The sequence below is a fragment of the Streptomyces chartreusis NRRL 3882 genome, assembly GCF_900236475.1.
Lineage (GTDB): Bacteria > Actinomycetota > Actinomycetes > Streptomycetales > Streptomycetaceae > Streptomyces > Streptomyces chartreusis_D.
The window spans coordinates 2,336,696-2,350,240 of the sequence record NZ_LT963352.1 but is presented as its reverse complement, the minus strand read 5'-3'; the positions used below and the strand labels follow the sequence as shown (position 1 = coordinate 2,350,240).

At 73.0% G+C, this 13,545-nt stretch carries 9 protein-coding genes; 7 read left to right on the top strand and 2 right to left on the bottom strand.

Going from position 1 to position 13,545, the window contains the following annotated elements; genetic code table 11:
* The first annotated feature begins 53 nt into the window (after nucleotides 1–53).
* The 3 genes from SCNRRL3882_RS10345 to SCNRRL3882_RS10335 all read left to right on the top strand — a co-directional run bounded on the left by SCNRRL3882_RS10345 (nucleotide 54) and on the right by SCNRRL3882_RS10335 (nucleotide 2,156).
* Nucleotides 54–674, top strand: coding sequence for a TetR/AcrR family transcriptional regulator (locus SCNRRL3882_RS10345; protein WP_010034882.1), 621 nt, complete (start codon nucleotides 54–56; stop codon nucleotides 672–674).
* 82 nt (nucleotides 675–756) lie between these two features.
* The gene (locus SCNRRL3882_RS10340; protein WP_010034890.1) at nucleotides 757–1,458 is read left to right on the top strand and encodes a ribonuclease HII; all 702 of its coding nucleotides are present in this window, start codon (nucleotides 757–759) and stop codon (nucleotides 1,456–1,458) included.
* Between the two features lie 68 nt (nucleotides 1,459–1,526).
* A complete protein-coding gene (locus SCNRRL3882_RS10335; protein ID WP_078602748.1) occupies nucleotides 1,527–2,156 on the top strand; it encodes a hypothetical protein in 630 nt (209 codons plus the stop codon).
* A 300-nt stretch (nucleotides 2,157–2,456) separates the two neighbouring features.
* On the opposite strand, the gene SCNRRL3882_RS10330 is transcribed toward SCNRRL3882_RS10335, so the two are convergent.
* Both SCNRRL3882_RS10330 and SCNRRL3882_RS10325 read right to left on the bottom strand, forming a co-directional pair.
* Nucleotides 2,457–3,071 carry a hypothetical protein gene (locus SCNRRL3882_RS10330; RefSeq protein WP_010034894.1) on the bottom strand — a complete coding sequence of 205 codons (615 nt, stop codon included), beginning with the start codon at nucleotides 3,069–3,071 and terminating at the stop codon, nucleotides 2,457–2,459.
* Between the two features lie 356 nt (nucleotides 3,072–3,427).
* Nucleotides 3,428–5,593 carry a RecQ family ATP-dependent DNA helicase gene (locus tag SCNRRL3882_RS10325; RefSeq protein WP_010034895.1) on the bottom strand — a complete coding sequence of 722 codons (2,166 nt, stop codon included), beginning with the start codon at nucleotides 5,591–5,593 and terminating at the stop codon, nucleotides 3,428–3,430.
* 142 nt (nucleotides 5,594–5,735) lie between these two features.
* On the opposite strand from SCNRRL3882_RS10325, the gene SCNRRL3882_RS41680 reads away from it, so the two are divergent.
* The 4 genes from SCNRRL3882_RS41680 to SCNRRL3882_RS10305 all read left to right on the top strand — a co-directional run bounded on the left by SCNRRL3882_RS41680 (nucleotide 5,736) and on the right by SCNRRL3882_RS10305 (nucleotide 13,502).
* Nucleotides 5,736–7,691, top strand: coding sequence for a DUF4192 family protein (locus SCNRRL3882_RS41680; protein WP_010034898.1), 1,956 nt, complete (start codon nucleotides 5,736–5,738; stop codon nucleotides 7,689–7,691).
* Between the two features lie 620 nt (nucleotides 7,692–8,311).
* Nucleotides 8,312–10,234 carry a glycogen debranching N-terminal domain-containing protein gene (locus SCNRRL3882_RS10315; protein WP_078602750.1) on the top strand — a complete coding sequence of 641 codons (1,923 nt, stop codon included), beginning with the start codon at nucleotides 8,312–8,314 and terminating at the stop codon, nucleotides 10,232–10,234.
* 129 nt (nucleotides 10,235–10,363) lie between these two features.
* Nucleotides 10,364–11,122 carry an NUDIX hydrolase gene (locus SCNRRL3882_RS10310; RefSeq protein WP_010034909.1) on the top strand — a complete coding sequence of 253 codons (759 nt, stop codon included), beginning with the start codon at nucleotides 10,364–10,366 and terminating at the stop codon, nucleotides 11,120–11,122.
* Nucleotides 11,123–11,231: 109 nt separating this feature from the next.
* Nucleotides 11,232–13,502 carry an ATP-binding cassette domain-containing protein gene (locus SCNRRL3882_RS10305; RefSeq protein ID WP_102514983.1) on the top strand — a complete coding sequence of 757 codons (2,271 nt, stop codon included), beginning with the start codon at nucleotides 11,232–11,234 and terminating at the stop codon, nucleotides 13,500–13,502.
* Nucleotides 13,503–13,545: the final 43 nt, after the last annotated feature.

Here is a 13,545-nt window from a genome sequence, read left to right as displayed (position 1 = left end):
CACGTCCCTCCACCCCGAAATCCCCGCTTCATCTGCTCGTTGGAGAGAGTTCGATGGTTACCCCGAGCTGGGCGGATGCCCCCGCTCAGACGGCCGCCCGCCGCCGTGGCGCCGTGCTCGAACGTGCGATTCTCGACGCCGCGCTGGATCAACTCAGCACCGTCGGCTGGAACGGCCTGACGATGGAAGGTGTCGCCGCCGGTGCCCAGACCGGTAAGGCCGCCGTCTACCGGCGCTGGCCGTCCAAAGAGGACCTCGTCGCCGACGCCCTGCGCGCCGGCCTGCCGCACTTCGACGCGGTGCCGGACGAGGGGAGCGTGCGTGAGGATCTCTTGACGCTCTGCCGGAGAGCACGCGACGCGATGTTCTCCCGACCGGGATTCGCGCTTCGCTCAGTGATTCACGAATGCGACACCACGCAGGCTGAGCGCTTCCATGCCGTGATCTTCGACGGGGTCGTGGAGCCCACCCTCAAGATGCTGCGGGAGGTCATCGAGCGAGGGATCAGGCGAGGCGAGGTGCGTTCCGACGCTGCGAACGGATATGTCTTCGACGCCATCCCGGCGATGATGATGTACCGCTCCAAGATGTGCGGCTGTGAATGGCAGGACCAGGAAATCGAGGAGATGATCGACCAGTTGATGGTTCCGCTGCTGCGGTCGAGCGGTGCCTGACAGGGGTCGGCGAGCGCCGGGTCGCCGCGAGGGCCGACCGGGGTGTCGCGGGCGGTTGCGGGCGGCGTAACCTAGGGTCGCCATGCCGTACGAACCGCCTACTCACACCGTCGAGCGCTCCCTTCGAGCCACGACCGGAGCGAAGATCGTTGCAGGTGTCGACGAGGTGGGGCGCGGCGCGTGGGCCGGTCCCGTCACCGTCTGCGCGGCGATCACCGGACTGCGCCGGCCGCCCGAGGGTCTCACCGACTCGAAGCTGCTCACCATCAAGCGACGCACCGAACTCGCCGAGGAACTGCGGAAGTGGGTGACGTCGTACGCCCTGGGACACGCCTCGCCGGAGGAGATAGACGACCTGGGGATGACGGCCGCGCTGCGGCTCGCCGCGGGACGTGCCCTGGACACCCTGCCGGTCCGCCCCGACGCGGTCATCCTCGACGGGAAGCATGACTATCTCGGTGCACCCTGGCGGGTCCGTACGGTGATCAAGGGCGACCAGTCGTGTGTGGCGGTCGCGGCGGCCTCGGTGATCGCCAAGGTTCAGCGCGACAAAATGATGGCCGAACTGGGTATCGACCATGCAGACTTCGGTTTTGCGGACAACGCCGGGTATCCCTCACCCGTGCACAAGGCCGCACTGGCGGAGCGGGGCCCCACCCCCTACCACCGGTTGTCGTGGGCGTATCTTGATGCGCTGCCCCAGTGGCGGCACCTCAAGAAGGTCCGCAGCTGGACGGACGCAAGCGTTCCGGAAATCGAGGGTCAGCTGGGCTTCGATTTCTGACGGTTTCGTTCGCACACATGCGCCACCCGCCGACGCGGGCCGTACCAACGTTTGATAAATATCAACCCATGCCTCTCATTCCCGAGGAGCCTCAGATTCACGAGAGTGCCCAGGGTCCCCGCGCCACTCCGGCCAGCGGCCGCACCGCGCCGACCCCTCGCCCCGTACCCGGCCCCCGTCCCGCGGCTCCGTCGCGTCCCGGCCGTCCCGGTCCTCTCCGGCCCGCGCCGCCGGTGCAGCGCACGCCGCGTGACGCGGCCGCCAAGCCCGGTCCGTCGGGTTCCGCAGCCGGTGCCGACGCTCCGGCGACCCCGCAGATCCAGCTGATCCCGGCATCCGCCGAAGGCGCGCTCGACGCCGCCGAGGAAGCCGTGGACCTGCTTCTGGACTCCGGTCGCGCCCCCGGAGACGTCCTGGTGATCACGACCGGCGAACAGCACCCGTGGGCCGCCCACGAGCTGTCGTTCGGTGAGACGTCCTACTGGGCCCAGCACGATGCCGGTGACGACGTCTTCTACACGGACGCCACCGTCGCCGGCCGCGCCGGGTCTCGTCCGGTGGTCGTGGTCGCTGTGAACGGCGGTGCCGAGGCCGCAGCCGCGAGCGCCCTGTCCCTGGCCCACTCCCGGGCCACCGCCCTGCTGATCGTCTGCGGTGACCCGCAGCGGATCAACTCGGTGCTGGGGACGAGCGTCTGAGTCGGTGCCGTGGCGTCCGGTCGGGCGCCGGGTGCTGACCTCAGGCACCGCTTCGGCGGCTCCGCACGGCGGGTGTTTCGGCGTGCCCGAAGGGCTGGCGCCGTGGTTGCGGGCGGTCCCGTCCGGGTGGCCTCAGGGCCGTTCGCAGTGCCCGTTCCGGCTGTCGGTCAGAGGAACCGTGGTGTGCCGTACGGCGGGGTACAGCCCCCGGTTCGTGCGGGCCCCAGTTCGTGCCGGCCCCGTCCGTACGGAACGGTCTGCCCAGGGACGGCCTGTCCAGGGACGGTCTGTCCAGAGACCTCAGCGAGCCGCCGCAGCGCGGCGCAGCACCTCGGAGGCGGCGCCACCGGTGCGCGGCAGCGGCGGCGGTGCCTCCGACGTGGCGAACGGCTCCGGTGCCGACGCAGAGTGCGGGCGGCGTCCGCCGCGGCCCTCGCCGAGCACCTGCCAGCCGTCACGGGTCAGCGTGATGTACGCCCCGCAGCGCAGCCCGTGCAGGGTGCAAGCGTCGCGCAGCCCCCACATCCACGCGCCGTCCTCCTCGGTCCAACGGGCGTCGCCCTCACGGCAGTAGAGCAGCACGGCGGTGCGGACCGGTGTGCGGCGCCGCAGATCGTGCGGGATGATCCGGCGCAGCTGCGCCAGCAGCACGTTGCGGAACATCCAGCCGTCGGCCGGGGCCGTCCTGCGGACGAACGAGGCGCTCGCCCGCAGCCGCTCGTCCGGATCGAGCACGGCGATGACGGCGGTCGCCGGCTGCGGGTGGTGCCGGGCGTGCAGTCCGCTGACGACTTCACGGGGGTTGCGGAGCAGCGGGATCCCTGCGGCGGCCCATTCCGCGGGTTCGAGCAAGCGGTTGGCGGAAGCGGCGGACGTCGACGCCGCTGCCGAGGCCGGAGCGAATCCGAAGGTCACGGTCCTCCCTTCGGCTACGCGCCCACACTGCGGGCGGGGTCGGAATCTGGGAGCGCGCACCGCAGGGAAGCCCTACCGGATCGGCGGTCGTGCCGTGCGGGAGCGGACCTCAATTCTTCCTGTCGAACTTGAATGCGGCAACGAGCAATTGGCGCAGTCGACCGTTATCAGATGATGCGCGGCTAATATCCTCACCCTGTGCGTCGCCGGGCCACCCATGCGGCGTTCGAGCACGACACGTTCGTACGTCACAGGGACGCCCGGCGTCCAGAGGTGTGCGCGACCGGCAGGTGGCGGTCCCGGTCAACGGGCCGATGCCCGGCGAGGATTCGGTGGCCGCGCCTCTCGACTGGCTGTCAGCCCTGCACGGCCAGTACCAGCGGCAACACCCCCTGCGCACCCGAGCGCCGGAGCATGCGGGCCGCGACCGCGAGGGTCCAGCCGGTCTCCGTGTAGTCGTCCACGAGGAGGACGGGGCCCTGGGCCTCGGCGAGGGCGGACGCGAGGGCGGGCGGCACGGTCAGTGCCCCGTCGAGCGCCTTCAGCCGCTGGGCGCTGTTGCTCCGGGGCCCCGGATACACCTCGCCCGTGTACTCGACAGCGCCCAGCAGAGGCAGTCGACCGACCTCCGCGATACGCGCTCCCAGGGAGTGGATCAACTGGGGTCGCGTGCGGGAGGCGACGATGACGACGCCCACCGGGCGGGGTTGCGGATCCTGCACACCCCCGGCCCAGCCGCCGGGCCCCTTGGCCCAGTCGGCGAGCACGCCCACCACGGCCTTCGCCACGTCGTCCGGCACGGGCCCGTCGGGGGCCTGGGCCGCGAGCATGGGTCGCAGCCGGTTGCCCCAGCCGATGTCCGACAGGCGCCCCAACGCACGCCCAGGCGCGGCCTGTTCGCCGGCCGGGAGACGCCCCTTGAGGTCCACTCCGATCGCCGGCAGCCCGGTCGGCCACATCCGGCGGGGCTCCACGTCGACACCCGCTCGGCCCAGGTCCACGCGCGCGGCGTCGAGCGCCTCCTCGGACATGTCCGCGGTGAAGCGCGGGCCCGCGCAGTTGTCGCAGCGACCGCACGGCTTGGCGGCCTCGTCGTCCAGCTGGCGCTGCAGGAACTCCATCCGGCAGTCCGTCGTCGACGCGTACTCGCGCATCGCCCGCTGCTCGGCCTTGCGCTGCCGCGCCACCCACGCGTACCGCTCGGCGTCGTACGTCCAAGGCTGGCCGGTCGCGATCCAACCTCCCTTGACCCGCTTGACCGCTCCGTCCACGTCGAGGACCTTGAGCATGGACTCCAGGCGGGAGCGGCGCAGCTCCACCAGGGGTTCCAGGGCGGGCAGCGAGAGGGGCTTCTCCGCGTGCGCGAGGATGTCGAGCGTGCGGCGCACCAGCTCTTCCGAGGGGAAGGCGAGCGACGCGAAGTACTCCCAGATCGCCTCGTCCTCCTTCCCGGGGAGCAGGAGCACCTCGGCGTGCTCCACGCCGCGTCCCGCGCGGCCCACCTGCTGGTAGTAGGCGATGGGGGAGGAGGGCGAGCCGAGGTGCACCACGAAGCCCAGATCGGGCTTGTCGAAGCCCATACCGAGTGCCGACGTGGCGACCAGGGCCTTCACCTTGTTGGCGAGCAGATCCTCCTCGGCCTGCTGCCGATCGGCGTTCTCCGTCTTGCCCGTGTACGAGGCGACCGTGTGCCCGCGCTGCCGGAGGAAGGCCGTGACCTCCTCGGCGGCGGCCACGGTGAGCGTGTAGATGATCCCGGAACCCGGCAGCTCGTCGAGGTGTTCGGCGAGCCAGGCCATCCGGTGCGCGGCGTCCGACAGCCGGAGCACGCCCAGACTCAGGCTGTCCCGGTCCAGCGGGCCCCGCAGCACGAGGGCGTCCGAGCTGCCGCCGGTGCCGAGCTGTTCCGCGACGTCGGCCGTCACGCGCGCGTTGGCGGTGGCGGTGGTCGCGAGCACCGGCACGCCGGGCGGGAGGTCGGCGAGCATCGTGCGCAGCCGGCGGTAGTCCGGCCGGAAGTCGTGGCCCCAGTCGGAGATGCAGTGCGCCTCGTCCACCACCAGCAGCCCGGTGGCGGCCGCGAGGCGGGGCAGCACCTGGTCCCGGAAGTCCGGGTTGTTGAGCCGCTCAGGACTCACCAGCAGGACGTCGACCGCACCCGCGGCGATCTCGTCCTGAACGTCCTCCCACTCCTCGGTGTTGGAGGAGTTGATGGTCCGGGCGTGGATGCCCGCCCGGGCCGCTGCCTCGACCTGGTTCCGCATGAGCGCGAGCAGCGGGGACACGATCACGGTCGGGCCGCTGCCCTGCGCCCGCAGCAGCGAGGTCGCCACGAAGTAGACCGCGGACTTGCCCCAGCCCGTGCGCTGGACGACCAGGGCGCGGCGTCTGTCGGCGACCAGTGCCTCGATCGCCCGCCACTGGTCCTCGCGCAGCCGGGCCGTTCCCGAGACGTCCCCGACGAGACGGGCGAGGACCGTGTCGGCCGCCGCCCGGAGATCCGCGTTGCTCGTGTGCTCCATGCGTTCCATACAACAGGACGGCACTGACAGCGCGAGCGGTGCACGAGGTGATCAGGCGCCTCGCGGTTTCTGGTGTCGTGTCCCTGATCGGAGTTATCCACAGGGTCAAGCGGAGTTTCGGGTTCCGCGAGATCGTCTCCGCATGACGAACCACAGCGAAACGACTGGATCCTCCGAAAACGGCGACATCACGGGGCTCGACGCACACGGCAGGCCCAAGGACGGTGGAGCGGGGAAGCGGGCGGGCGAGGGGACCGGGCCGCGCGTCCCCGGCCCCGCGTACGACGGCCACGGGGGCGAGCACCAGGTCACCCTGCGCACCCCGGCCGAACTGGCCGACGCCCTGCCGTACCTGCTCGGGTACCGCCCGGAGGACAGCATCGTCCTGGTCGCCCTGCACGACAGGGACGGGCGCGGGCGGTTCGGGGGCCGGGCCCGGCTCGGCATCCCGGCGAACGCGGACGACTGGCCGTCAGCAGCCCGGCAACTGGCCCACGGCCTCGTGACAGGCAGCGAGCGCCGAGGGGCCCGCCCCGAGTCGATGGTCGCCTTCCTCTGCCAGGAACCGCTGAAGGGCGAGTCCGGCCGGCAGGTCATGGAGCGGCTGAGGCCGCTGGCCCACAGGCTGCGCGTGGAGTGCGGTTCCCTGGACGTGACGGTGGTCGAGGCGCTGTGCATCTCCGATGGCCGTTACTGGTCCTACTGCTGTGACAACGCGGCATGCTGCCCGCCCGAGGGAGCCTCCATGGGCCTGCCCGGGACATCGGTGCTGGCGGCCGCTGCCACCTATGCGGGGATCCAGGTGCGCGGCACGCTGCGGGAGCTGCGGGCCCGGCTGCTCCCCTGGGAGAACGCCGCCGCTCTCGAGCAGGAGACCGCCCTGGACACCGCCAGCCTGGCGCTGGTCCCGAGGATCCTCGACGACGCGGGCCGCGCCGACGTGGCCGACGAGACACTTCGACTGGCCGGGCGGATCCTGGACCGCTTCGCCCGGGCACAGCCCGTCTCCGGCATGCTCCTGGCGGACCTCCGCGACGACGAACTTCTCGCGCACGACGAGGCGGCCCGACTGATCCTCGGCCTCCAGGACCGCGCGACCCGTGACCGCGCGGCGGAGTGGATGGAGGGCGACGAAGCCGGACCCGCCCTGCGCCTCTGGCGGTCGCTGGCCCGCCGCTGTGTCGGGCCCTACGGCGAGCACGCCGCGGCGCCGCTCACTCTCGTCGGCTGGGTCGCATGGTCCACCGGCGACGAGTTGGAGGCCCGGGAAGCCCTCGCCATGGCCCTGGCTGCGGATCCCGACTATCTCTTCGCCCGTCTCCTGCACCAGGCCTGCAACGAAGGACTCGACCCGGAGTCGGTCCGCAACTGCCTGCGAGCGGAGCGCGACGGCCGTGGGCGCCCGGGAACCGCCGACCCGGCCGCTCAGGCCGATGGCGTGGCTGCCGGGGCGGGCAGTTCCCTGGCCCGGGCGGAAGAATGTGCCGAGCGGGCGGACGACTCCCTTGTTCCGACGGAGGACTGCGTTGAGCGGGCGGGTGGCTCCCCGGCTGTGGCGAACGACTGTGTCGAGCAGGTGGGCAGCCCCCGGACCAGGGCGGACGGCTCCGCCGCGCGGGCAACCGGATCCGCCGCGCGGAATCACGCCTCCCCGGCTTGGCCCATCGCCGACGCGCGGATCGACGCCTCCCCGGCTCGGCCCATCGCCGACGCGGTCCCCACGGACGAGGCAGCGGTGCCCGAGTCCGAGCCGGAGACGGCACCCGCATCCACGACGGAACCCTCACGTCGTCGACGCCGCACGCGTTCCACCGGTGCTGCCGCTGCCGTCGGCAGGGCCCCGGGCGGTCCCCGTGGGCGAGACCGTGTCCCGAGCGCCCGGGTCCCCCGTCGGCGTACCCCGGCGGACACCACGCGCCCTGCCGGTGCCGCAGACGCCGGCACGCGAACCGGGCGCGGGCCCGCGGGCACCGCGGCGTCCGGTAGCGGACGCACGGGCGGCGCGCGTGCGCGTACGTCGCGGAAGACGGCCATGCAGTGCCGGGACATCGGCCAGGAAGGCGTCCAGCCCAGCCAGGGCACGGAGGGGGAGGAGTGAGTGTCCTCCTGGCGGCCGCGACGCGCGCGGGGCGGGGACGCGGGCGTGACCCGGAGGAGGTTCGAGCCGTTCACCTGAGTGGCGGAACGCCTGGACGGGCCGTGACGCCGCACCGCCCCTGCCCCGTCGGAGACCTCCGGCACCGGCGCCGGACTCGATCGAGGCGCACAGAGCGCAGAGGAAGCCTCCCCATGCATCAGCCGACTCCGCCCTCCTCCACCGCCGACGACCGCCACGCCCCGGGTGGGCCCCCGCCGACCCGCGGGTCCGGCCCCGGCCTGCCCAGTGCCGGCGTTCCACGCTCGGGGGCCCGGAACGCCCTACCGCGACCGGCGGCACACGTCGACGGATTCGGGCCCAGGTTCCCCGGAGGTGCCTCACCCGCCTCGCTGCCCACCGGCCCGGACTCGTGTTCGCCAACGACACCGGACCGGGGCCGTTCGTCCCCCCAGGAGGCAGGCCGGAACCGTCGTCCTGGTTCCGCGTCGGAGCACGGTTCGCCCTCGCCGCCCTTGGCTCAGAGCCGGGGCCCGTCCTCCACAGGGCAGCCCGCCCCGCCTCTCCGGGGCGCCACGATCCCCGGACTGCGCTGGTCCGCCGACCTGCCGCCGGCCCACACCATGATGATCTGTGTCGCGCTTCCCGGTCTGGCCATCTCGACGGCAGAAGGGCAGATGACCGGCCGGGGGCTGGAAGGGTTCTACCGCGCGGGGCGGCGCGTGCTCTCCCGGTGCGAGGTCCGCGTGGCCGGGCGGGAACCACTCGCCGTGCAGGCCCGCATGGCTGCGGCCGACCGCGCCAGGTTCGTGGGTACGCTCCGCACGTCGCCGCAGGCAGGCCCGGATCCGGACGTGGTCGTGGAACGCAACCGGCTCGCGGACGGCACAGAGCGGATCACCCTGCACAGCGCGGCTCCCCGCCCGCTGCGCCTGCCGGTCGAGGTGTCCCTGGGCACGGACCTGGCCGACCTGGGGTCGATCGCCTCGGGCCACGCCGGACCGGAACTCCCCGCCACTGTCCACGACTCCGGCCTGCGCTGGTCCTGCGCCACCGGCAACGCGTCCGTCACGGCAGCACCGCCTCCCTCGGACGCCCTGGCCTCGGCCGGACTGCTGCGGTGGGAGCTCGACCTGCCGCCGGGCGGCAGCAGAAGCGTGGAGCTGCGGGTGCGGCCCGATGGCGCCGGCCCCCTCCGAGCCGTGGGCCGCGCGGCGACCAGCCCCCTCGCCGCCGCGCGAGCGGAAGGCGACGACCCCAGAGTCCCCGCACTCCTGAGGAGGAGCATCGAGGACCTCCAGGCTCTCCTGTTGCGTGATTCCGCGAACCCCGCCGACACCCACCTCGCGGCAGGGGCACCCTGGCGCTGCGGTCTGGCCCCCGCCGACGCTCTCGTGGCCGCCCGGATGGCCCTGCCCCTCGGTACGGGCCTGGCAGCGGGAACGCTGCGGATCCTCGCCCGCACCCAACTCACCGGCCCAGGCCCGCAGTCCGGGATGATTCCCGGCCCGAGACGGGACGCGGGCCCGCACCTTCCGCCGCAGTGCACCGGCACGGAGGCCACGCTGCTCTTCCCCGCACTGCTCGCCGAGGCCCGCCGCTGGGGTCTCGGCGAGCAGGAGACGGAGGAACTGCTGCCCGCCGCCGAGCGCTGCCTGACCTGGCTGCGAACCACCGTGGGCGACGACACGTACCTGCGCGACCCGCATCCCGGCGGTCCCGTCCGCTGCGAGACACAGGCCCACGCCCACCGTGCCGCGCTCCTCGGCGCCGACCTGCTCGACGCCTGCGGCCGCACGGGCGGACCGGCACTCCGACAGTGGGCGCAGGCCCTACGGACCGCCTTCCGCAAGGACTTCTGGGTCGACGACCGCGGGGGTGGCCGGCCCGCGGCAGCCCGTGCCCCGGACGGCAGGCCCGTGCCTCATCTGGGCGCGGCAGCAGTCCACCTCCTTGACACCGGCCTGCTGGGTGAGGGCGCCTCGGCACCAGGTCTGCTCGACAAGGTGCAGACCGAGAAGCTCGCCCGGCTGCTCGGCAGCCCTGTCATGGACTCGGGATGGGGCCTGCGCGGACTGGGTGCCAAGGAACCGGGGTTCAATCCGTTCGGCCACCGCGCCGGGGCCGTACGGGTCCAGGAGACCGCAGTCGCCGTCGCGGGTCTGGCCGCTGCCGGATACGAGAAGGAGGCGACCTCGCTGCTGCGCGGGGTGCTCGCGGCCGCCGAGACTTTCGACCATCGGCTGCCCGACATGTACGCGGGGGAACAGCGCACGGAGGGGAGCGCCCCCCTCCCGCACCCGGCGGCCTGCCGCCCCGCGGCCACACCGGCGGCCGCCGGAGTGTTGCTGCTGACCACGCTCGTCGGCATCCGCCCCGACGCCCCGGCCGGGGCGGTCACCCTGCGCCCCATGCGCAGCGCGCCCCTGGGCGAGCTCGGTTTCACGGGCCTGCGGATCGCGGGCGCCCCGTTCTCCGTGCGGGTCAGCCGGCTCGGTCTCGCCATGGTCGAGGAAGCGGCCGACGGACTTCAACTGGGGGTGTGACCTGGTACGACGTTCAACCGCTGGACAACCGGGCTCCGAGTGGAGTCCATATCCGACCGAAGTGGATCAGTCGCCGATGCGACCGGCGAAGGGAGTGTTTATCGTCAGGCAGACGACTATGATCGCCGCATGCCCTACGACCCGTCAGCGTTTCCGCCCTTCGCCGTCACCGTGGACCTGGTCGTGCTGACCGTGCGCCGCCATGCCCTGTGTGCGTTGGCGGTACGCAGGGGGGAACCGCCGTTCCAGGGGCGTTGGGCGCTCCCCGGCGGCTTCGTGAGGGCCGACGAGGACCTGGCGCAGGCCGCGGCACGCGAGCTCGCCGAGGAGACCGGACTGCGCGTCCACGACCCGTCCGTCCCCGCCCAGGACAACGGGGCGCACCTGGAACAGCTCGCCACCTACGGCGACCCCAAGCGGGACCCCAGGATGCGGGTCGTCAGTGTCGCCCACCTCGCGCTCGCTCCCGACCTGCCCGCGCCCAGGGCCGGCGGCGACGCCAGCAACGCGCGCTGGGCTCCGGTGGAGGAGCTGCTGCGGCAGGGGGGTTACGGGCGTGACGCCGAACCGGTGGCGCCGCTCGCCTTCGACCACGCGCAGATCCTTTCGGACGGAGTGGAGCGGGCACGCTCCAAGATCGAGTACTCGTCGCTGGCCACGGCCTTCTGCCCGCCCGAGTTCACCGTCGGCGAGCTGCGCCGTGTCTACGAGGCGGTGTGGGGCGTGGCGCTCGACCCGCGCAACTTCCACCGCAAGGTCACGGGCACACCGGGCTTCCTCGTCCCCACGGGTGGGACGACCACCCGCCAGGGCGGCCGCCCGGCCCAGCTCTTCCGTGCCGGTGGCGCAACCCTGCTCAACCCCCCGATGCTGCGCCCCGAGGTCTGACGCGAGTTCGGAACGCAACGCACCCGCTGTCCGGAAAGGCTGATTGTCGTGTCCGAGGCAGGCCTCGTGCTGCCCGAAAAATCGGACATAGCGCGCTATCTTGCTGCAGGTGATCCAGGCCTTCGGACTGACCAGCAACGCCCGCAAAGGGCTTCCGCCCGCAGCCGATGACGTCTCCTTCGAGGCGCGAGCGGGCCGCGTCACCGCGCTGCTCGGAGCACCGGGCGCCGGCAAGACGACGGTCCTCAGACTCATGCTGGAACTCGAACAGGGCCGTGGCATCACCTGCTTCCGGGGCCGCCCCCTGCACCGCATCGCCCATCCCTCGCGCGAGGTCGGTGTGCTGCTGGGCGACGTGCCGGGCCACCCGGCCCGCACGGTCCGCGGTCATCTGCGCATGCTGTGTGCCGCGGCGGGGGTCCCGGTCCGGCGTGCCGACGAAGTCCTGGAGGCGGTCGGACTCGTGAGCCTGCGCGACGAACGCCTCGGCACCCTCTCGCGCGGCATGGACCGCCGCCTGGGCCTGGCCTGCGTCCTCCTGGCCGATCCGCACACGCTGGTCCTCGACGACCCGGCCGACGGTCTGTCCGTCCGTGAGAGCCACTGGCTGCACGGCATGCTGCGCGCACACGCCGCCCAGGGCGGCACCGTCCTGTTCACCACGGCCGACCCCAAGGAGGCCGCGCGCACCGCGGACCGCGTCGTCACGCTGGAGCAGGGCAGGATCGTGGCCGACCAGGAGGTCGCGGAGTTCTCGCGCACCCGTCTGCGTCCCCGGGTCGCCGTACGCAGCCCTCACGTGGCCCGTCTGGCGGCTCTCCTGGCCAAGCAGGCACGCACCGCGCAGCGCTCCGTCGAAGTCGTACGAGAAGGCGGCAACCGCCTCTCCGTGTACGGCAGTAACTGCGCCGAGATCGGCGAGACGGCGTTCCGTCACGGCATCGTCGTCCACCAACTCGCCGACGAGATCGGCGACATGGGGCCCGGGGCGGGAGCAGAGCAAGCAGGGCAGCCGCAAGGTGGCCGTGAGCCGGACCAGGGCAAGACGGGGCAGGCGCCGGGCGAGTCGCACAGGGCCGACACCGGGCGAACGCCGGCCGACATGCTCGAGCGTGTCGGTGTCGAGCCGGAGTGCGCGGGTGCCGGGCCAGGGCACGTCGCCGACGCGCACCGGGCGCCCGTTGCGTCTCCGGTCGCCAACGGTGAGCCGCGGCCCTCCCTCCACGCGCCGAAGCCGGCCCCGGTCACCGCCGGACCCGTGGTCACCACCGCCGAGCCGCCACCCCCGGCTGAGCCACGACCCCCGGCTGAGCCACGACCCCCGGCTGAGCCACGACCCCCGGCTGACCCACGACCCCCGGCTGAGCCACGACCCACCATTGACGCACCGGAGCCGGTCGCCGACGAGCCCTTGCGTTCCGCCGGGCACGCGCAGCCCGCCGCAGAGCCGCACGAGAGCGCGGACGTCCCCTCGACCGGCCACCCGTCCAACGTCGAGGCCCGCCCTCAGGAGACGACGGCACCTCTTGCGCTCCACCCCGCCGGCGCACACACGGCGCGCACGCTCGACGCACTGCCCCCTCTGCCGCCTCCCATCTCCGTCCGCCCCGCCCCCAGCCCCCTCCGCCCCCTCCGCTACGAGATCCGCCGTGCCGCCGGGATCGGCACCGGGTTCGTCACCGGGGCCGCCGTGCTCGCCGTGTCCGCCGTGACCGCCGTCGTACTCGCCCGCATCGGGCACACCCCGCAGCCGCGCCTGCTGGCCGCATGGCCGCATGAGCTGCCCCTGCCGCCCGCGGCGCTCGGCGCGGGACTGCTCGGCGCGCTGGCCTTCGGCGACGAGTTCCGCCACCCCGCCCTGGCCGCGGACCGCGGCACCGTGCCCCGTCGGCTGGGGTTGCTGGCCGCCAAACTGCTCGTCGCAACGGCCACCGCGCTGATGCTGGCCGTCCTCACCGTCGGCTGCGACGCCGAAGTGCTCTATCTCGTCTACGGACGGGAGCTCGCCCGGGTTCCCGCCGACTGGGCTTCATTGAGTGGGAGTTGGATCGGGCTCGTGGTCGGCTGCGCCTGGGCGGGTGTCCTGGCCGCGGGCGTCTTCCGGTCCACCACGGCCGGGCTGGCCGCCGTGGCCGCCGTGCCGCTCCTCGTCGTACCCGCGGTGCACAAGCTCCTGGAGGGACCGTCCGTGCGGACCGCGGCGGGATTTCACATGCGGCTTCGCGAGGCTCTCCTGCCCCGATGGCCCTTCGGGGGAGAGCGCTACCTGGAAGCCGCGCTCAGCGTGATCTCCCAACCTGTGGGCGGCGCCCTGACGTTGTCGCTGACCGCACTGCTCTGCGCGTACCTGCTCACCGCACTGCGGAGCCGGTTCAGGTGACGACTGTCCGTAACCCTCAGTCCGGCCATGCGCACAACTCCCC